The organism is Vibrio lentus, from assembly GCF_002875945.1.
Lineage (GTDB): Bacteria > Pseudomonadota > Gammaproteobacteria > Enterobacterales > Vibrionaceae > Vibrio > Vibrio apostichopi.
The window spans coordinates 22145-40365 of record NZ_MCZK01000110.1; the positions used below are offsets into that span (position 1 = coordinate 22145).

16 protein-coding genes are annotated in these 18221 nt (G+C 44.6%); 5 read left to right on the forward strand and 11 right to left on the reverse strand.

Annotated features, from left to right (window positions below; all coding sequences use genetic code 11):
- Positions 1–33 precede the first annotated feature (33 nt).
- Both BCT49_RS10500 and BCT49_RS10505 read left to right on the forward strand, forming a co-directional pair.
- Positions 34–558, forward strand: coding sequence for a hypothetical protein (locus tag BCT49_RS10500; protein ID WP_102435164.1), 525 nt, complete (start codon positions 34–36; stop codon positions 556–558).
- 310 nt (positions 559–868) lie between these two features.
- Complete coding sequence (locus tag BCT49_RS10505) at positions 869–2755, forward strand: methyl-accepting chemotaxis protein (protein ID WP_102435165.1); 1887 nt, start codon at positions 869–871, stop codon at positions 2753–2755.
- A gap of 176 nt (positions 2756–2931) precedes the next feature.
- On the opposite strand, the gene BCT49_RS10510 is transcribed toward BCT49_RS10505, so the two are convergent.
- From BCT49_RS10510 to BCT49_RS10525, 4 genes are all read right to left on the reverse strand, one after another.
- Positions 2932–4539, reverse strand: a complete 1608-nt coding sequence (locus BCT49_RS10510) for an ABC-F family ATPase (protein ID WP_102435166.1) — start codon at positions 4537–4539, stop codon at positions 2932–2934.
- 324 nt (positions 4540–4863) lie between these two features.
- On the reverse strand, positions 4864–5565 hold the full coding sequence (locus BCT49_RS10515) for a RimK/LysX family protein (RefSeq protein WP_102435167.1): 702 nt from the start codon (positions 5563–5565) through the stop codon (positions 4864–4866).
- Positions 5566–5576: 11 nt separating this feature from the next.
- On the reverse strand, positions 5577–6761 hold the full coding sequence (locus tag BCT49_RS10520) for an amino acid aminotransferase (RefSeq protein ID WP_054546835.1): 1185 nt from the start codon (positions 6759–6761) through the stop codon (positions 5577–5579).
- A gap of 211 nt (positions 6762–6972) precedes the next feature.
- Complete coding sequence (locus BCT49_RS10525; protein WP_102435168.1) at positions 6973–7809, reverse strand: AraC family transcriptional regulator; 837 nt, start codon at positions 7807–7809, stop codon at positions 6973–6975.
- Between the two features lie 132 nt (positions 7810–7941).
- On the opposite strand from BCT49_RS10525, the gene BCT49_RS10530 reads away from it, so the two are divergent.
- Positions 7942–9327 (forward strand): MATE family efflux transporter, encoded by a 1386-nt coding sequence (locus BCT49_RS10530; RefSeq protein WP_102435169.1) that lies wholly within the window; start codon positions 7942–7944, stop codon positions 9325–9327.
- 114 nt (positions 9328–9441) lie between these two features.
- Here BCT49_RS10530 and nrdG read toward each other — a convergent pair whose 3' ends face one another.
- Positions 9442–9912 (reverse strand): anaerobic ribonucleoside-triphosphate reductase-activating protein, encoded by a 471-nt coding sequence (gene nrdG / locus BCT49_RS10535; protein ID WP_102435170.1) that lies wholly within the window; start codon positions 9910–9912, stop codon positions 9442–9444.
- A 173-nt stretch (positions 9913–10085) separates the two neighbouring features.
- Positions 10086–12206, reverse strand: coding sequence for an anaerobic ribonucleoside-triphosphate reductase (gene nrdD / locus BCT49_RS10540; protein WP_102435171.1), 2121 nt, complete (start codon positions 12204–12206; stop codon positions 10086–10088).
- A gap of 303 nt (positions 12207–12509) precedes the next feature.
- Here nrdD and BCT49_RS10545 point away from each other — a divergent pair, with 303 nt between their 5' ends.
- Complete coding sequence (locus BCT49_RS10545) at positions 12510–13385, forward strand: endonuclease/exonuclease/phosphatase family protein (protein WP_102435172.1); 876 nt, start codon at positions 12510–12512, stop codon at positions 13383–13385.
- A 162-nt stretch (positions 13386–13547) separates the two neighbouring features.
- Here the strand turns inward: BCT49_RS10545 and BCT49_RS10550 are convergent, their stop codons facing one another.
- The 5 genes from BCT49_RS10550 to BCT49_RS10570 form a co-directional block, all read right to left on the reverse strand.
- Positions 13548–13979 (reverse strand): YeeE/YedE family protein, encoded by a 432-nt coding sequence (locus tag BCT49_RS10550; RefSeq protein WP_102435173.1) that lies wholly within the window; start codon positions 13977–13979, stop codon positions 13548–13550.
- The gene (locus BCT49_RS10555; protein ID WP_010429747.1) at positions 13979–14440 is read right to left on the reverse strand and encodes a YeeE/YedE family protein; all 462 of its coding nucleotides are present in this window, start codon (positions 14438–14440) and stop codon (positions 13979–13981) included. Before BCT49_RS10555 ends, BCT49_RS10550 begins: the two co-directional genes overlap by 1 nt.
- Positions 14441–14649: 209 nt before the next feature.
- A complete protein-coding gene (locus tag BCT49_RS10560; protein WP_102435174.1) occupies positions 14650–15882 on the reverse strand; it encodes a glycosyltransferase in 1233 nt (410 codons plus the stop codon).
- Positions 15883–15991: 109 nt separating this feature from the next.
- The gene (locus BCT49_RS10565; RefSeq protein ID WP_102435175.1) at positions 15992–16456 is read right to left on the reverse strand and encodes a GNAT family N-acetyltransferase; all 465 of its coding nucleotides are present in this window, start codon (positions 16454–16456) and stop codon (positions 15992–15994) included.
- A gap of 32 nt (positions 16457–16488) precedes the next feature.
- Positions 16489–17586, reverse strand: coding sequence for a ketoacyl-ACP synthase III (locus BCT49_RS10570; protein ID WP_016785269.1), 1098 nt, complete (start codon positions 17584–17586; stop codon positions 16489–16491).
- A 122-nt stretch (positions 17587–17708) separates the two neighbouring features.
- Here BCT49_RS10570 and trxC point away from each other — a divergent pair, with 122 nt between their 5' ends.
- The gene (gene trxC, locus BCT49_RS10575; RefSeq protein WP_004731082.1) at positions 17709–18143 is read left to right on the forward strand and encodes a thioredoxin TrxC; all 435 of its coding nucleotides are present in this window, start codon (positions 17709–17711) and stop codon (positions 18141–18143) included.
- Positions 18144–18221 lie beyond the last annotated feature (78 nt).

Genomic DNA, 18221 nt, shown 5'->3' on the forward strand with positions numbered 1-18221 from the left:
ACTGCCGAAAAATACAATTTATATGGAGTCACCATGCTAGGTCGCACAAACAAGACTGTCCTTCTGGGGTTAGCTGCACTGTGTTCATTCTCTGCGTCTGCAAACAACTTTAACTACAACACATTCGAGCTGCGCATGGGTACGAGCCCTAGTACTTTCGGTGGTGAAGTAACGACAATGTTCACCCAGAACTCACACATCGTTGCACGTATCGATTCTGAATTTGAAAGCGATTGGGATGCAGCTGTAGGTCTTGGTTTCAATGGCCCAATTAGTCAATTTGCTGACGTTACTGGCCAAATGCTGTTACACAACATTGAACGTAATGACGACAACCACATCAAAACAGAGATCAACATCGGTTTAAGAGCATGGCTAATGGCAAACGTTGAAGTTAACGCACGCCTAGGTCAACTGATCGATAACGATGATACGCGTTCAATTGTTGGTGTTGGTGCACGTTTCCACTCTACGGATCAACTTTCTGTTGGCCTTGATATGCGAAACAACGGCACTTACGGCCACCAAATCTTAATGTCGGCTCGATTCGGTTTCTAATAAACCATTCGATGCTTAAATCATAGTAAGCAATTGATATCTAAACCATTAACTTACTATGTTAGACCTCAAGGCTAATCGGTTCTAACACTGGTTAGCCTTAAAAACCCTTTCGTTTCGCCCAGCTTCACATCTCTCTGTTTGATACAAAAACCAAAGATCTTCGCGATCAACAGCTTCTCTATCTCTCTGTTTAACGTTCCTTTCATATGATGAATTTATCAATAGGTTCTGATTGATAAAACCACTTTACGATAGTATGGCGTACTGATACCCTCTCCAGAAATTCAAATAGAGTGAAGTACCGTAAATGGGTGTTAGCAACATTTCAATCAAGAACAAATTAACATTGATGTTTGTTGTCGTTATTTTCGCGATGACAATGATTCAGACGTACATAACAGGGAAGCAACTTCTTAACGAAACGTACCGCTCTATCCAGCAGTATTCGACAACCCTTACCAATGCCAATGTTTCTGGTATTGAGAAATGGGTTGCGGGACGCATCAACGTGGTAAACGCCGCCAAAGATGCGTTCAAATACACAGACGACCCAACCAGTTACTTCACACAAAGCACCAACGCAGGTCAATTCCAGATCGCTTACGCTGGTCTTTCTGATGGCCGCTTTCTACAAGGCGTTGATTTGCCGGTTCCTCAAGGCTACGACCCTCGCACCCGTGATTGGTACAAAAAACCAATGGCAACGGGGCAAACCGTGGTCACCGAACCTTATGTTGATGTGGCAACCAATGACCTTGTGGTGACCATCGCGAGCCCTTTTAGCACCAACGGTTACTCTGGTGTCATCGGCGCAGACCTTAACCTGACCACCTTGATCAAAGATGTGGTGAACATCGAGCAACCTGGCGTTTATGCATTTCTTGTCGACGGCGAAGGTAATATCGTTGCCCATAGAGATCGAAACCTAACGCTAAAGTCGATTTCTAATATTTCAAGTAACCTTTCAGCACATAAGATCCAATCGCTTGCTCGAGACCCAGCATTTGAAGAACTAATGATTGATGGCGCTGAATCTCTACTCTCGGCAAAGAAAGTCCCACACACCGATTGGTATTTCACCGTCGTTATCGATAAAACCAAATCTTTTGCCTCTTACCGCTCGTTACTACGTCAATCGGCGATCTTTGGCCTAATACAACTTGCCGTTATCGCATTTGTTGCGATGTTCATTATCAAGAAAGCACTTGCGCCATTAACGACGCTAAGCTCTGCTATGGAAGCATTGTCTAAAGGTGATGGTGATTTAACACAGCGTATTACCGTGAATAGCAAAGACGAGATCGGCACGCTTGCGCACCACGTCAACGCGTTCATCGCTAAGCTACAAGAGATCGTACGTGATATTGCAGACTCTTCTCATCAGCTCAATCAGCAATCTGAAGTCAGTACCAATGTTGCGCGTCAGACCAATGAAGGCCTGTCGGTTCAACTTCACGAGATCTCACAAATCGCCACGGCGGTACACGAAATGTCGGCAACGGCAGAAGAAGTGGCAAGCAACGCTCAAATGACGGCTGATTCAGCGATTGGCTCGACCGAAAACTGTGAACAAGGCAAACAAGTTATTATTCGTAACCAAGATTCAATCACTAACCTTGCTCAACAAGTAGAAAACGCTTCTGGGATCATTCAAGAAGTTGAGAAAAATGCACTGGATATCAATGCGATATTGGCAACAATTTCAGACATCGCAGAGCAAACTAACCTACTCGCTCTGAATGCCGCCATTGAAGCAGCACGTGCTGGTGAACAAGGTCGTGGATTTGCGGTTGTCGCAGACGAAGTTCGAGTTCTCTCTCAACGAACTCACAGCTCTACTGATGAGATTCGTGAAATGATTGAGACTCTTCAGAAAAACAGCGTCAGTGCAGTGGAATCAATGCAACGCAGCCAAGACTTGGCGCAGTCTAGTGTTGATGATGCAAACAATGCGACGACAGCGCTAGAAGAGATTGCAACGTCGATTCAACAGATCTCAGATATGGCGTCACAAATCTCAAATGCAGCATCCGAGCAAAGAACCGTAACTGGTGAGGTGAGTAAAAATATTCAGTTGGTTAATGACGTGTCAGATAACATGTCGACTGAGGCTGACAACTCTCGCCACCTATCAGAAGAGCTGCGCGGTATCGCCCAACAATTGAATACCCAAGTTCAGTTGTTCAAATACTAAATCTGGTGATTAGATTCTAGCTGTCGTCGATTACAAACGCAGCCCAAACAAAAAGCCCCCGACCACTGTTGTGTTCGGGGGCTTTCTTTATGTTCGTATCAGGTTACCTGTGCGTAGCTTAGTTTATATACAAAGCTATTTATATACCCGAGTTACTTAGCAGCTAATCAACACGATTATAAGTTAACCATCAGCATCTTTTTCTGGTGGTCTAAGTACTCTTCATAAGTACCTTGGAAGCTTACTAGCTGTTGATCTTTCACATCAATGATGTGGTTTGCTAGTGAAGAAACAAACTCACGGTCATGACTTACGAAGATGAGCGTGCCAGTGTAAACCTTGAGCGCATCGTTAAGAGCTTGGATTGCTTCCATGTCCATGTGGTTAGTTGGTTCGTCCATAACAAGTACGTTGATGTCTTGCATCATTAGCTTGCCGAATAACAGACGGTTTTTCTCACCACCAGAACAGTTACGTGCTTTCTTGTTTGCATCATCAGCAGTAAACAACAGACGACCCAAAATGCCACGTACCATTAGGTCATCGTGCTTCGCTGTGCGCCATTGTGAGATCCAATCGAAGATGCTCAAATCATTGTCGAAGTCTCTTGTGCTGTCTTGTGGGCAGTAACCTACAGAAGCGTTTTCAGACCATTTAACGATGCCTTCGTTTTGCTCTAGCTCTTGAACTAGGCAACGTAGCAACGTGGTTTTACCCACACCGTTCTCACCGATAACAGCAAGACGTGTACCCGCTTCAAGCAGTAAGTTGCCACCAGCAAACAATGTTTCGCCATCGAAGCCGTGACCAAGCTCTTTAAGTTCAAGCGCTTGACGGTGTAGTTTCTTGCCTTCACCAAAATCAATTGATGGGCTCATACGGCTCGAAGATTTCACTTCATCAAGCGTGATCTTGTCCATTTTCTTAGCACGAGAACTTGCTTGTTTCGCTTTAGATGCGTTCGCACCAAAACGGTTTACGAAGTCTTGCAGTTCGCTGATCTCAGCTGCTTTCTTAGCGTTGCTCGCTAGAAGTTGGTCACGAATCAAACCTGACGCTTCTAGGAAGTACTCGTAGTTACCTGGGTAAACACGAAGTTCGCCGTAGTCGATATCCGCCATGTGCGTACACACAGAGTTCAGGAAGTGTCTATCGTGCGAAATGATGATCATTGTACATTTACGCTGGTTTAGCTCTTCAGCAAGCCAGTTAATCGTGTGAATGTCCAAGTTGTTGGTTGGTTCATCAAGAAGCAAGATATCTGGGTTTGCGAACAGTGCCTGTGCCAATAGCACACGCAGTTTCCAACCCTGAGCAACTTGTTGCATCAGGCCGAAGTGAAACTCTTCTTCAATACCCGCTTGGATCAGGATGTCACCTGCACGGCTTTCTGCTGTGTAGCCATCCATTTCCGCGAATTCGCTTTCAAGCTCAGCGACTTTCATGCCATCGTCTTCGCTCATTTCTGGCAAAGAGTAAATACGGTCACGTTCTTGTTTTACTTCCCACAACTTTCTGTCACCCATGATCACAACGTCGATAACGCTGTACTGTTCGAATGCGAACTGATCTTGGCTCAAAACACCCAGTTTTTCGCCTGGAGTGATAGAAACGTTACCCGAGCTTGGCGTTAATGCACCACTTAGGATTTTCATGAACGTTGATTTGCCGCAACCATTAGCGCCGATCAAACCGTAGCGGTTGCCGTTACCAAATTTAGCAGAGATGTTTTCAAACAGCGGCTCTGCGCCAAATTGCATTGTGATGTTCGCGGTAGATATCAAAGAACTAATTCCTAAGCGTGTACTGACAGATAATTATTAGACTATTTCAATAACCTAAATAAGAAGTACGAAAGTATGGATTAAACAAAAATCGAAGCGCGGATTATATAGAGATCTCGATCACGTTGTCGAGGCTAAACAGTAAACGAATGGTAAACATAGACCATTTAGATGCTTTTCATACGTTATTAACGTGTAAATAGAAAAATCCCCGCCAGTTGAACTGACAGGGATTCTATTTATCGATACTAAAAACGTTCTAAGCTGATCGCTTTTAAAGCTATCTCTCTTCAAGACTAAAAGCCTTGACGAGGAAATGTACCGTTACTTAGTAATTTTCTTTTGAACGTACTTTTGGCTTACATCTACTACCGCAACATCTCTAAAGAAGCTTCTACCCAAAAGAAGTGGGAAAGAAAGATGCGTTCGGTCTGCTAACGTAAACTCAGTTTTGTCTTTTAGATCGCCGATTTGAATTGAAGCGACAACAACAGCACGTCGTTGTGTGCCTTCAGCACTTGATTGTTTGATCTTCACCCAACGTTCTACAGGTAAGCTCACCTCTTCCGTTGTGATGCCATCATGTTCAATCTTAAATTTAACCCAATCTTTGCCGTCACGTTCGAAATCGACAATATCGACTGCACTGATTGATGACGTCGTCGCGCCGGTATCGACACGAGCTTTAAATGCTTCTTTAAGACCAGGAACAAACACCCACTCTTCTTCACCAAGGATCAGTTTACCATCACTTGTTTTTCTAGCCTTCTCTACTGGCTTTTCAACAGGTGCAGGTTTTACCTCAGGTTCCGCAGGCTCTACTGGTTTTACTTCTTCAGGCTTTTCTGTAGGTTCCGTTACTTTCTCGCCTTCCGTTGCTTCAGTCTCACCCTTCGAAGAATCATCAACAACAGGTTGTTCGATTTGAGGCTTTTGCTCTGGCTCGACAGGAACTTGAGTCGTCGTCGAACAAGCAAACAGGCCACCACTTAACATCAGGGTTATAATCGCTTTCCAATTGTACATTCAGTCACCTTTTATTTTGATACGTTAGCTATCGCCTTTGCTACGTAAGGAATATGAGATTCGGAAAGGCCTGCAATATTGATGCGTCCATCACCAACACCATAGACTCCATATTCTTCACGTAATTGATTCATTTGAGTTTCTTTAAAGCCTAGTACACTAAACATACCTTTATGGCTTTCAATGAAGTCAAATTGTGACGTGTTATAAGTATTTCGCAATTCATCACACAAACTTTGGCGCAGATTTAACAAACGTTGCTGCATTTCACTCAACTCTTGCTTCCAAATCTTCGTTAGCTCTTGATTCTGAAGAATTGTTTTAACCAGAGCAGCACCGTGATCAGGCGGCATAGTGTAAGTTGAACGAGCCAGAGTAAGAAGCTTACCTCTTGCATTGCCAACGTGTTCGCTGTTCTTGCCGATAACGATCGCAGCACCCGTTCTTTCACGATACAAACCGAAGTTCTTCGAGCAGGATGTTGTGATCAGCATTTCTTCGACGTTGTTTGCCATGTGTTGAAGACCTTTCGCGTCTTCTTCTAGGCCATCGCCAAAGCCTTGGTAGGCAATATCAACGAACGGTAAGAAACCATTCTTTTGCGATAACTTAGTAATTTCCTGCCACGCTTCAAAATTGATATCAGCACCCGTCGGGTTATGGCAGCAACCGTGAAGTAGTACAACGTCTGATGGACCCGCTGTTGATAGGTCTTCCATCATTCTTGCAACATCAACTTGCTTCGTTTCAGGACTGAAGTAATTGTAGTATCGAACTTTTAGGCCTGCTGCTTCCATCACCGGTTTATGGTTAACGTAGCTTGGGTTTGAAATCCAAACCGTGGTGTCTGGTTGAGAAACTTTCATTAAGTCACCCAACATACGAAGTGCACCACTTGCACCCGGTGTTTGAATCGCGGCTACACGACCCATTGCAGAAGTCCCTTTAAGCAGCAGATCAACCATGCTCTGGTTAAACTCTTCACAGCCAGCAAGGCCAACGTAAGCTTTGGTTTTCTGAGTCTCGACAACAATATCTTGAGCCATAGAAACGGCTTTCATGATAGGTGTTTCGCCTTGGTCGTTTTTGTAAACACCAATGCCTAAGTCGACTTTGTCAGTACGAGGATCGCCGCGGTAAGCGACAGAAAGAGATAAAATTGGATCTAAAGTTGGTTTTGGTAGATGTGAAAACATGAAAGTCACAACCCTTTGAAATTCAAGTAATGGATTTCACGTTAACATTTTCGTACTAAAATCAGAAACATTTTTTAATAGAAGAGCTTAGTTACCATAAGTAATCAGAGATTGGTCATTTTAAGCCTAGATATAGTTTAAATTTCGAACAGTTAAGAGCCAGTTGCGCAATATATAAGCTTTATTGTTTAACCTCCCACAGCTACATCGATCAAACACTCTGTTTGAATTGCCTTGGTGTCATTCCCGACCACGCCTTAAATCGGGTGCTAAAGTTGGCAGCATTGGGATAACCGACTATCTCACCGATATGTTGAATCGACCAATCACTCGACCTGAGTAATCGCGCCGCGTACTCCATTCTCATGCGCATAATGTGGGTCATCGGGCTATGAGAATAATATCGTTGACACAAGCGATGGAAATGCGGCTCTGAGCACGGGAATAAGCTCGCGAGTTCATGAACGTTCCACTCTTTGTGAAGCTGCTTTTGTACGTTGTCGAACACGCGTCTTAGGCGAATCAAATTTCGTGACTGCTGTTGTGGGACCGGCGCATTAATCATGAATTCTATTTGGGCTACGCTATGTATGGCAATCGCTCCACCCAAATCGATGGGTAAGGCAATGCTTCTCAATAGAGTGTGAATGCACGACGAAACGACTTCTGCTGCCGGAGACAGCGTATAACTCACTTCATCACTGACAACATTTTCCCACTGTTTATCGGGCGAGAGAAAGATCCAGGCTATCTGCCATGTTTCTTCTTCAATACCAAAGCCATTCTCAATACCTGCTGGAACGGTAATGCACGAGCCCGGTTCTAGAATGTAGCGACATCCTGCGCTTTCGAGCCAACCCTTGCCTCTCACGGTATACAGCAGCATGTGTTTCTGTTGATTCTTGCGATAGACGGAAAAGAAGTCTCGGCATGATGCCGTCCCACACTGAACGATGCCGAGCTCTTCAAATGCTAAGACATGGCTTTGATCGACAAACTCTTGATGCGTCTTGTCTGAAATCTCATACCGTTCTTGTTTCTCATTCATTCAATTGCTAGCTCGTATAAATTGCCAAACCACTAAACTGGATAGTTTGGCAAAAGTTTGTGATGAGCAGGAACAATACAGACAAAACAAATGCCGATAAACTTCTCGCATATTCACTAGAGGGGAAATGCGATGCTCTCGACATATCGTCATTTAGACAAAGAATTTTGGCAAAAACTATTACACATCGGTTTACCTGTCTCACTGCAAACCATGTTGTTTTCATTGCTTGGCGTGGTCGATATTTTTATGGTCAATCAGCTTGGTGATTCTGCAACCGCCGCTGTTGGTGTTGGCAACCGTATCTTCTTCTTCAACTTGATCATGGTGTCGGGGATTAGCGGAGCAGTGAACGTGCTAGCTTCGCAATATTTTGGCGCAGGTGATTTCAACGGAATTCGACGTACGCTAGCGCAATCATGGGCACTGTCTATCTTTGCCATCATTCCCTTTGTGTTCATCTATACATTGGTTCCTGAATCAGTGGTGTCTGTGGTGGCCTCAGACCCTGATTACGTCCGCTTGGCAACGGATTACCTTTGGATAACAGGAGCCAGCCTTTTTGGTACCGCGATCGTTGTGCCGCTAGAAAGTGCATTGCGATCGGTTGGTGAAGCAAAATTACCTACCAAGATCAGTATCTGGGCGATCATCGTGAATGCGATTCTAAATGCACTGCTGATCTTTGGGTTATTTGGTTTTCCAGAACTCGGCGTGCTTGGCGCAGCGATTGGCACCACAGTTTCTCGATTCTTTCAGACGATTGGATTGCTTGTTATGGCGAGAAAACATTACGCGCATCTATTTCCTACAATAGAGAGTTGGCGTGATGCAATCTTACCCAAGCATAGAAAGAAGTACTTCACGATAGCGATACCTATGTTGATTCATGACACAGCATGGGCAGGCGGGATTCTTATTTATAACGTGATCGTTGGGCAAATGGGTGTTGGAGAGCTTGCGATCATTTCGCTGTTATCGCCTGTCGAAAGTATCTTAATCTCCGCGTTCTTGGGTTTTGCGGTTGCCGCTTCAATCATTCTTGGTAATGAGATTGGGGCGAAGAACTACCAACGCGTCGAGAATACCGCTTGGGGTTATGTGTTCGTCAGTTGTGCGCTTGCTGCTTTACTCGCATTACTGTGTTTTATCGCCAAGCCAGCCATTGTCCAACTGATCGGTTTTACGCATCTAGAGCTTAAAGACACAGCGGTCAACGTCGCATTAGTAATGGCCGCGGGGATGATACTGAGAGTATTCAATATGGTTGGCATTGGCGGTGTTTTAAAAAGTGGTGGAGACATCAACTACAGCATCTTCATCGACATATTTGGCCAGTGGGCAATTGGTATTCCCCTCGCCTATTTCACCGCTTTAGTGTTGGGTTGGTCTTTAGAATGGGTGTTGATGATTGTGCTACTGGAGGAGTTAGTCAAGATCGCTTTGACCAGCCAACGTATTCACTCTAAGAAATGGATTAACAACCTAATAGAAGAACCTGACCAGCTCACTGCTTGAATAATAGTTTGAGCTAATAAACGAAAAGAACTCACACCCAAGGGCCGATTGGTTGCATTGCGCTAACCATGACGCCCTTTTTCGCTTTACGAGTATGCTAAGTCACGACAACAGTTATATGTCAGTAAATCGATGAATGATTTGGTTTGAACTACCACGCCAATCTAACATTGGATCCGCTTTGTCTTGCTCGAAACGACCATCAATCAAGGTATCAACGTATTCCAATACTTGCTTCTGTTTTTCATCAAGCTCATCTAGCTCGTAGCCCGTCCACATCCAAATGTCTTTGCCTTCGCATTCCGCTTTTACACGCTGAACAAGCTTAAGCACTTCAGACACGTTTGCCGGATGCATTGGGTCACCACCAGAAAGTGATAAACCACGACGCTTGATTCGCGGGTCATTGAGATCAGCGATAATTTGATCTTGTAGTTCTTGAGTAAACAAATGCCCAGAGTCCAATCTTTGTGTCGACTGGTTATAGCACCCGCGACATTGGTGTACACAACCCGACACAAACAAAGTGCAGCGTGTTCCAGGGCCGTTTACGACGTCGATTGGGTGATATTGATGATAATTCATAAGGCAGTATTGAAAACTCGTTATTACTTAATAGTTTGAAGCGAAATGCAGTAAGAACTGAAACAAAAGAATTGGTATCGACATAGCGCCGATACCAATCTTATTTCTTGAAACGTAGCTCTTCTAAGTGAGCTAGCTAAAAATCGCAGACCTTACTAAGATCCTTCGTTAGATCAAAGGTGCTTCACGCGGCGTTTAACTTCTTCTTGCTTACCGAAGTTAAATGGTCGTGCATCTGGGCTACCAAGGTAACCACAAACACGGCGTGTTACCGATACTTTGGTTGAGTCATGGTTGCCACACTTAGGACATGTAAAGCCCTTACTTGTACAGTCAAACTCACCGTTGTAACCACACTCGTAACACTCATCAATCGGCGTATTGGTGCCGTAGTAAGGAACACGTGTATAGCTGTAGTCCCATACGTTTTCTAGTGCTTCGATGTTCTTCTGCATGTTCGGAAACTCACCGTAACAGATGAAACCGCCGCTAGAGATTTCAGGATAAGGCATCTCGAAATCGATCTTGTCGTATGGGTTCACTTTCTTCTGCACGTCTAAGTGGAAGCTGTTTGTGTAGTAACCACGGTCTGTTACGCCATCAATCACACCAAATTCTTTGGTATCGATGCTGCAGAAACGGCTACATAGGTTTTCACTTGGTGTGCCGTATAGGCTGAACGCGTAACCTGTTTCTTTCGTCCAAGATTCCACTTCACGCTTCATGTACTCCACCAGCTCAAGCGCTTTAGTACGCATTTCGCCGTCGTCGTACAGATGAACGTCAGTGCCGTAAAGTGCGGTCATTGCTTCGTGGATACCAATGTAACCAAGAGAAACAGAAGCACGGCCGTTCTTGAAGATGTCTGCGATTGAGTCGTCTGCTTTCAAACGAACACCACACGCACCTTCCATGTATAGGATTGGAGCAACACGCGCTTTCACGTTTTCTAGACGAGAGATACGAGTTTCTAGAGCACGACGAGCCAGCTTCAGTTTTTCATCAAGCAGTTCGTAGAACTTAACCATATCTTGCTTCGCGTTAATCGCGATACGTGGCAAGTTCAAGCTAACTACACCTAAGTTGTTACGTCCTTCATGAATCAACTCACCGTTTTCTTCATAAGTATTCAAGAAGCTACGGCAACCCATAGGCGTTTTAAATGACCCTGTCACTTCTACTACTTTGTCGTAGTTAAGAATGTCTGGGTACATACGCTTAGATGCGCACTCTAGCGCTAATTGCTTGATGTCGTAGTTCGGATCTTGCTTCTGGTGGTTCAAGCCATCTTTGATTGCAAAAACCAGTTTCGGGAACACGGCTGTTTTACGGTTCTTACCCAAACCTGCAATGCGGTTTTTCAAGATAGATTGCTGGATTAGTTTTGAACCCCAGCTTTCGCCTAAACCAAAACCAAACGTCACGAATGGTGTTTGGCCATTAGCGGTGTGCAGCGTGTTTACTTCGTACTCCAGAGATTGGAACGCGTCGTAACACTCTTTCTCAGTACGAGAGATAGCAAAAGCTTCTGGGCTATGAATGTCCCACTCTTTCGCTAGCGATAAGTGCTTCTCATAGCTCGCCATAACGTAAGGCTCTAGAACCTCATCGATACGGTTAATCGTTGTGCCGCCGTAGATGTGGCTCGCTACTTGCGCGATGATCTGCGCGGTTACCGCTGTTGCCGTAGAAATAGACTTAGGAGTGTCTATTTCTGCATTACCCATCTTGAAGCCATGCGTTAACATGCCTTTCAGATCGATAAGCATACAGTTAAACATTGGGAAGAACGGTGCATAGTCTAGATCATGGTAATGAATGTCACCACACTCGTGAGCTTGTACGATGTCACGCGGCAAAATGTGAGTTTTCGCATAGTGTTTAGCCACGATACCCGCCAGCAAATCACGCTGAGTTGGGATAACTTTGCCATCTTTGTTGGCATTCTCATTGATCAGATCAACATTGCTTTCTTCGATCAGGCCTTCGATTTCACGCGTTAAAGCGCTTTGCTTTTCACGTGCGATGTCGCGGTCATGACGATATTCAATGTAGGCACGAGCCAGAGACTTATAAGGTCCCTGCATTAGCTCGTTCTCGACCATGGTTTGAATTTCAGAGATATGAACTTCATCGTAGTCTTCGAGCTTCAACTCAACTGCTAATGCCACATTCAGAGCATAAATAGCAATTTCCTTATCGGCTTTGTCTGATGCTGCTTCCACTGCAGCTTGAATGCGATCTCTACTGAATGGAGCTCTTGAGCCATCACGCTTGATTACGATTGATTTCACCACTTCTCCTTACTCTTGAGGTATTCACAGACTTATCCACAAACACACTATATAGAGCGATTTATCGTTTAACTAACACTAGATATTGTGGCGTATTTAACGAGAACCACCAACTTTGAGTATTGATTTGGATCAATAAAACGCGCACGCTGAACAAGATAAATCCAATATTATTACGTGAGTTCTCAAGTCGAAAAGAAACAATGTAACAATAAAAAAACTGCTAAAAAGAGTTGAATTTTTGGTAAGTGTTGTAGGATAACGGCTCAACTATATTGGACGACAAAATTAGGGATATTTGGAATGAAACGACTTCAAAAGTGGGTAATGCTAAGTTGCTTACTCAGTAGCCAGGCATTTGCTGAACCTTTGACCATATCCAGTTGGAATATCGAATGGTTATCAACCAATGTGGCTGTGAATAAGTTTTCTGCCCAACGTGATCAAGCGGATTTCGATAAACTCGAACAGTATTTCCAATCCTTAGATGCGGATGTGGTTGCTTTTCAAGAAATCGATGACGTCAATGCCATCCAACGCATCGCTGGTGATCAATATGAAATCTTGATGTCTGATCGTTCATTGCCCAAAAATAGTAACCGACAATTCAAAGAAGTGAACCAATATACGGGCTTCGCGGTTCGTAAAGGAATCGCTCTCACTGACTACGCTGACTTTCCTCTAGAAACGAGTGCTAACAGCAAGCTTAGGTTTGCTAGCTATATGGTTGTAGAAACGAACACAAAACCAATTCACATGTTGTCAGTGCATTTAAAGGCGGGTTGCAGCGGCGCGTATAAGTCTAACCGAGACTGTTCAAGGCTCAAAGACCAAGCTCAACAACTCAATAAGTGGATACAGCAAAGAGAACGTAAAGGCGAAGACTACGCGATTCTGGGCGACTTTAACCACAACCTCTCCTATTCAAGAGATTGGATGTGGAAAGACATGACGCAAAATACCGATGCTCAGTTGGCAACACGAAAAACTCGAGCAGATTGTAAGGTGCGCTCAAACCGCAACAATCACCGTACGCATCAGTTTCGTTCAGTGATTGATCATATTGTGGTGAGCAAGTCCTTGGATGCTTCTCCTGCGAAGCAAAAGGTATTTGAAACGCAAGATGTGCTGGACTACAAACTCAGTGACCACTGCCCAGTTTCAACGACTATTAATTAATAGATTTTAGATAACGGCAGATTGTAGATAACTGCAAATAGTAGAAACAGTAGATATAAAAGAGGCTGACTGGCTTTCTTGTTGAAAGCGAGTCAACCTCTATGGTTGGTCAGCTCAGAACGAATAACATCAAAGCCATTGTAATCAGCTATACGCTTGCTACTAACAGGTTTTGTTCATACGACCCGCCAGCCACATTCCCACCAGCATGCTTATCATAAACACCCACACCGTCGGGTTGCCGCCACTTAGGCTGGTTACCGCAGGGCCTGGGCAAAAGCCTGCAATCCCCCAGCCTAAGCCAAACGCTGTAGATCCAAGAATCAGCTTTCTGTCTATCAACGGATTGTTACGGCTATCTAACGGCTCGCCATTGATGGCTTTAGCGCGCTTTTTAATGACCAGGTGATAAAACGGTGCAAAGACCAATAGCGCGCCACCCATGACGAATGCCAAACTAATGTCCCAGTTACCGGTAATGTCTAAGAAGCCGAGTACCTTCTCAGGATCAACCATCCCTGAGATGATCATGCCAGAGCCAAAAAGAATACCTGCGACCAAACCGATAACGATAGTAAATGAAGCGTTTTTCATTATGCCCCCAAGCCAGTCAGATTCTTGATAAACACGGTTACGATTGCCACACCCATAAATACACAGGTCGCAACAATAGAACGTTTAGATAAACGAGCCATTCCGACAATGCCATGCCCGCTAGTACAACCGTTCGCTGTTTTAGTACCAAAGCCCACCAGAAGGCCTGCAATAATCACTAAAGCGAGATTCATCTCTTCTAACTGCGGAAGTTGGTAGCCCGTCGGAATTAATAGCCAACCACTTGCGACCATTCCCACAACAAAGGCGATACGCCAGTGTTTCTCGGTGTTTGCTGTATCCGCATCTTTACGTTCTTTGTTGCTGGTGCCAGTTGGCAATAATCGGCTGACAATGCCACTAATGCCAGCAACTCGACCAATCCCCAACATTAAAACAATGGCCGACACGCCTAACAACATGCCTCCGAAAAAAGCATCCCAAGGAATCAAACTAAGCACAGACCTCTCCTATCCACAAACATCATAAACTCATAACAACCTTTAAATTAGAGTTTACTAATAAATATAAATTAGTCAATGCTAATGTACTAAAGGTATGTTTCGTTTTGTAAGTCTGGAATTAACAAGCACCCTGCATGAAAAAAGCCCCTAGGCGTTAACCTAAGGGCTTATGATTTGATTCGGTTGTATTGGTTGTATTGTGTAAGCTACTTAGTCTTGTTCTTTTCAGCTATCCACTGCGACATGTACTTAGTACTCGCCATACTATGGTGCTTAAGCATCGAACCAAAGAAGTTATCCAGTCGATGAGATTCAAGATCCGACTCTAACGCCGTTAATCGCTCAATCAATGTGTCGCCCAGTTGATTCTGTTCATAGTACGCTTCAAGGATTAAGTGACACTGGCTTTGAGCCTTAAGCCACTTCTCTTCATCTTTGTAGAGAGCAACCGCAGCTTCAACAAACTCGTCGATATCATCAGCAACCGCGCCCGGCCATTGCAGTTCACCTTGTGGCAACATGCCTTCGCTACCGATTTCACTGGTCACGTTCGGAGTCTGTAGCTTCATCGCATCAAGTAACTTGCCTTTAATGCCTGCGCCAAATCGTAGAGGTGCTACACACACACGAGCCTGCTCCATCACTTCTTGAGCGTCTTTCGCCCAACCTTTGATATGGAAGCCAGTTTTAGGGTTATGCAAAGCCGTTGCTTTCGGCGGCGGGTAAGATCCGTAAATATGAAGCTCAGATTCAGGTAACTGTTTACGAATCTTCGGCCAAATCTTTTGCAACTGAAGTACAGCATCCCAGTTCGGTGCGTGTCTAAAGTTGCCTATCGTCATGAAATGCTTACGTTCTTCAAAGCTTTTCGTGCTTTCAGGTAGAGTATTGAGATCAACCATGAACGGCAAGTGATGAAGCAGTTTTGGATCGATATTGAACTCAGATTGAAGCAACTCCATCTCATGGCTAGAAATGATCAACGAAAGATCACAGCGTAGAATCGCGGCAATTTCACGTTTAGCCAAGTCACTGTACAAATGCGCTTTAGTCAGTTCTGTCTCTTTCTTAACAGCTTCATGGCGCGCGTTACGTAGGAACTGCAAGTCTTCCGTATCCAGTAACTTAAAGGCATTCGGGCATACTTTCTCAACACGCCAACCAAACTGCTCTTCCATCATGAAACGGTCGAACATCACGACATCGGGTTGCAGCTCTTCGATGTACTGGTCAAAGCTATCGCAATTTAACTGTATAGATTGGCTCGTGATGCCCTCTTCAGAGAGATCAATCATGTGCTCGGTTTCTTGAGCTGGCGTTGCAAATTCAACTGACCAACCTTGTCTCTTAAATAGACGTAAAATTGACATCATATGGCTGCCAGCCGCCGATGAATTCGGTTCTGGCCAAACGTAGCCAATTGCTAAAACTTTCTTCAAAACACTTCCTAAGAAATAACAAAAGGGACTAGATTAGTCCCTAATTAAACGTTTATCGATGACGGTCGGTTTGTACCGCTGATTATAATTGGTTCTAAGAACTCAGCGATCAGATTCGCTCACCTACATTACGAGCTATCATAAGCACTTCGTCAGCAGAGTACAGGTTTGAAATCGTGGTTTCGACCTCTGCACCCAATGTCGACTGATACAGTTTCTGTGCAAAGTTATCCGCTCTGGTGGTCACTAAAACATGCTTTAGTGTTGAGCCTTGCTCCGCCAAATGCTGCTTTACCTGCGGCAGGGAATCTAGAATCAGCTTTTTACCCAATCCTTTGCCCTGCGCGCTTGGTAATACCGCAAGTTGTTCTAGCTCCAAAACAGCTTCAGGTCTAAACCCACTCTTCTGAACCCAGATGATGTAACCCACGATCTCACCTTCACTCTCTGCAACAAAGTTAAGAAAGCGTGGCGCGGCGTTCAAGTTACATTGTAACCAATCTTTTGAGTTCTGTTGTCGAACAAACGTTGCTTGGTGGACTAAAGCCGCCCCATCGAGGTCGGCTTTAGTCATAAGACGTACTTTGGTTACTGTGCCCATCAGCGTTATTCGCTCGCTGAATTCGGATGTGTTTTACAGTGTAAAATGGCTCTTTCTAGAAGCTCTAACGCAGATTTGTCGGCTTCTGGAAGCTTAGCATCTGATTGACCTAGCGGTTCAACACGACTACCCCATTTAATGTGGCCAGCGCCCCACGTTAAGCCCGCACCAAATGCCGCAACAAGAATGTTGTCGTTAGGCTTAACGAAACCTTGTTCTAGCGATTCACACAATGCGATTGGCACAGTCGCTGCGGATGTGTTGCCGTAGTTTTGGATATTAACAAACGCTTTCTCGCGATCGATACCTGCCATATCACACAGAGTTTGAATGATTCGGATGTTCGCTTGGTGCGGAATCACAACGTCAATGTTGTCGGTTGAGATACCTGTGCGGCTCAATACTGTGTGTGCCGCTGCGCCCATGCCTTTCACTGCACGTTTGAAGATCTCTTTACCAACGAAATCAAAGTCCCAGTAGCCGTTATCAGCCGCAAAGCGGTCCATAGAAGTACCGAATTTTGGTACAGCTAGAATATCGCGTCCTTCAGCATCACAACCGATCTGAGCTTCTTGCAAACCAACTTGTTCTTCAGTGCGAGATAGAACCACAGCGCCAGCGCCATCACCGAACAGAACTGCAGTATCACGTTTGGTCCAGTCGATGAAGAAAGAAAGACGTTCAGCACCGACAACGATCGCATTGCGGTAGTTGCCCGCTTGAATCAATCGAGTCGCGGTTTCAACACCGTAAATAAATCCAGTACACGCAGCGTTAAGGTCGAAAGCCGCTGCACTTTTAATGCCTAGGTTCTGTTGAACCTTAGATGCAGTATTTGGGATAAGAGAATCTGGGCTGCACGTCGCGATGATAACAAGATCGATATCTTCAGCAGTTAGGCCAGCACACGCCATTGCATGTTTCGCTGCAACAGTCGCAAGTTCAGAGGTATTTACATGACTGATACGACGGTTTTCGATACCAGTTCGAGTTCGAATCCACTCGTCAGACGTATCAATGAAAGTGCTTAAATCATCATTGGACAGCACGGCTGGTGGCAGACACTTTCCCCAGCCAGTAATTTCGGCGTAAAATTTTGTCATCATTTACCTGTTTATTGTTTGTTTTTATTTAAGTATCGTATTCTTGTTTTAAACAGTATAAGCGTTCCGTGCGCGATTCGTAAATCGCGTTAGACACGGAGTTGCAATAAAAAGAGAAAGTTATGTCTACATTCAACACACGTTGCCCTTCTTGTAATGGCGTAAACCGAGTTCCTTCAGAAAGAATTTCAGAAAGCCCAACCTGCGGCAAATGCAAAACAGCATTGCTCGATGGCGCTCCTATCGAGGGAACGTCACTTAATTTCCAATCTATCTTGAACAGTTCACAGCCTGTGGTTGTCGATTTCTGGGCGACATGGTGCAACCCATGTGTGGGCTTTGCGCCAGTGTTCAGCGACGTCGCAAAAGAGCGTTCGGGAGATGTTCGATTCGTTAAGATTGATACTGAAGCTCAGCAACAGCTTGCCGCGATGTACCAAATCAGAAGTATTCCCACGGTGATGGTGTTTAAAGACGGTAAGCGTGTCGATACGATTAACGGTGCGTTACCAAAAGGCCAATTTGATCAATGGCTTAATCAAGCTCTGACCAAATAGACCCGTGTTTATATCGCTTTTAATTTAGCTTGTGCTTTAAGAAAGCGTACAAAAAATAGGTTAGAGAGCCTTACCAAA

What these genes read in the sequence shown, in the direction of transcription:
- BCT49_RS10500 (WP_102435164.1), top strand. Translation starts at nt 34, where the DNA reads ATGCTAGGTCGCACAAACAAGACTGTCCTTCTGGGGTTAGCTGCACTG.
- BCT49_RS10505 (WP_102435165.1), top strand. Translation starts at nt 869, where the DNA reads ATGGGTGTTAGCAACATTTCAATCAAGAACAAATTAACATTGATGTTT.
- BCT49_RS10515 (WP_102435167.1), bottom strand. Translation starts at nt 5,565, where the DNA reads ATGTACAATTGGAAAGCGATTATAACCCTGATGTTAAGTGGTGGCCTG.
- BCT49_RS10520 (WP_054546835.1), bottom strand. Translation starts at nt 6,761, where the DNA reads ATGTTTTCACATCTACCAAAACCAACTTTAGATCCAATTTTATCTCTT.
- BCT49_RS10525 (WP_102435168.1), bottom strand. Translation starts at nt 7,809, where the DNA reads ATGAATGAGAAACAAGAACGGTATGAGATTTCAGACAAGACGCATCAA.
- BCT49_RS10530 (WP_102435169.1), top strand. Translation starts at nt 7,942, where the DNA reads ATGCTCTCGACATATCGTCATTTAGACAAAGAATTTTGGCAAAAACTA.
- nrdG (WP_102435170.1), bottom strand. Translation starts at nt 9,912, where the DNA reads ATGAATTATCATCAATATCACCCAATCGACGTCGTAAACGGCCCTGGA.
- BCT49_RS10545 (WP_102435172.1), top strand. Translation starts at nt 12,510, where the DNA reads ATGAAACGACTTCAAAAGTGGGTAATGCTAAGTTGCTTACTCAGTAGC.
- BCT49_RS10550 (WP_102435173.1), bottom strand. Translation starts at nt 13,979, where the DNA reads ATGAAAAACGCTTCATTTACTATCGTTATCGGTTTGGTCGCAGGTATT.
- BCT49_RS10565 (WP_102435175.1), bottom strand. Translation starts at nt 16,456, where the DNA reads ATGACTAAAGCCGACCTCGATGGGGCGGCTTTAGTCCACCAAGCAACG.
- BCT49_RS10570 (WP_016785269.1), bottom strand. Translation starts at nt 17,586, where the DNA reads ATGACAAAATTTTACGCCGAAATTACTGGCTGGGGAAAGTGTCTGCCA.
- trxC (WP_004731082.1), top strand. Translation starts at nt 17,709, where the DNA reads ATGTCTACATTCAACACACGTTGCCCTTCTTGTAATGGCGTAAACCGA.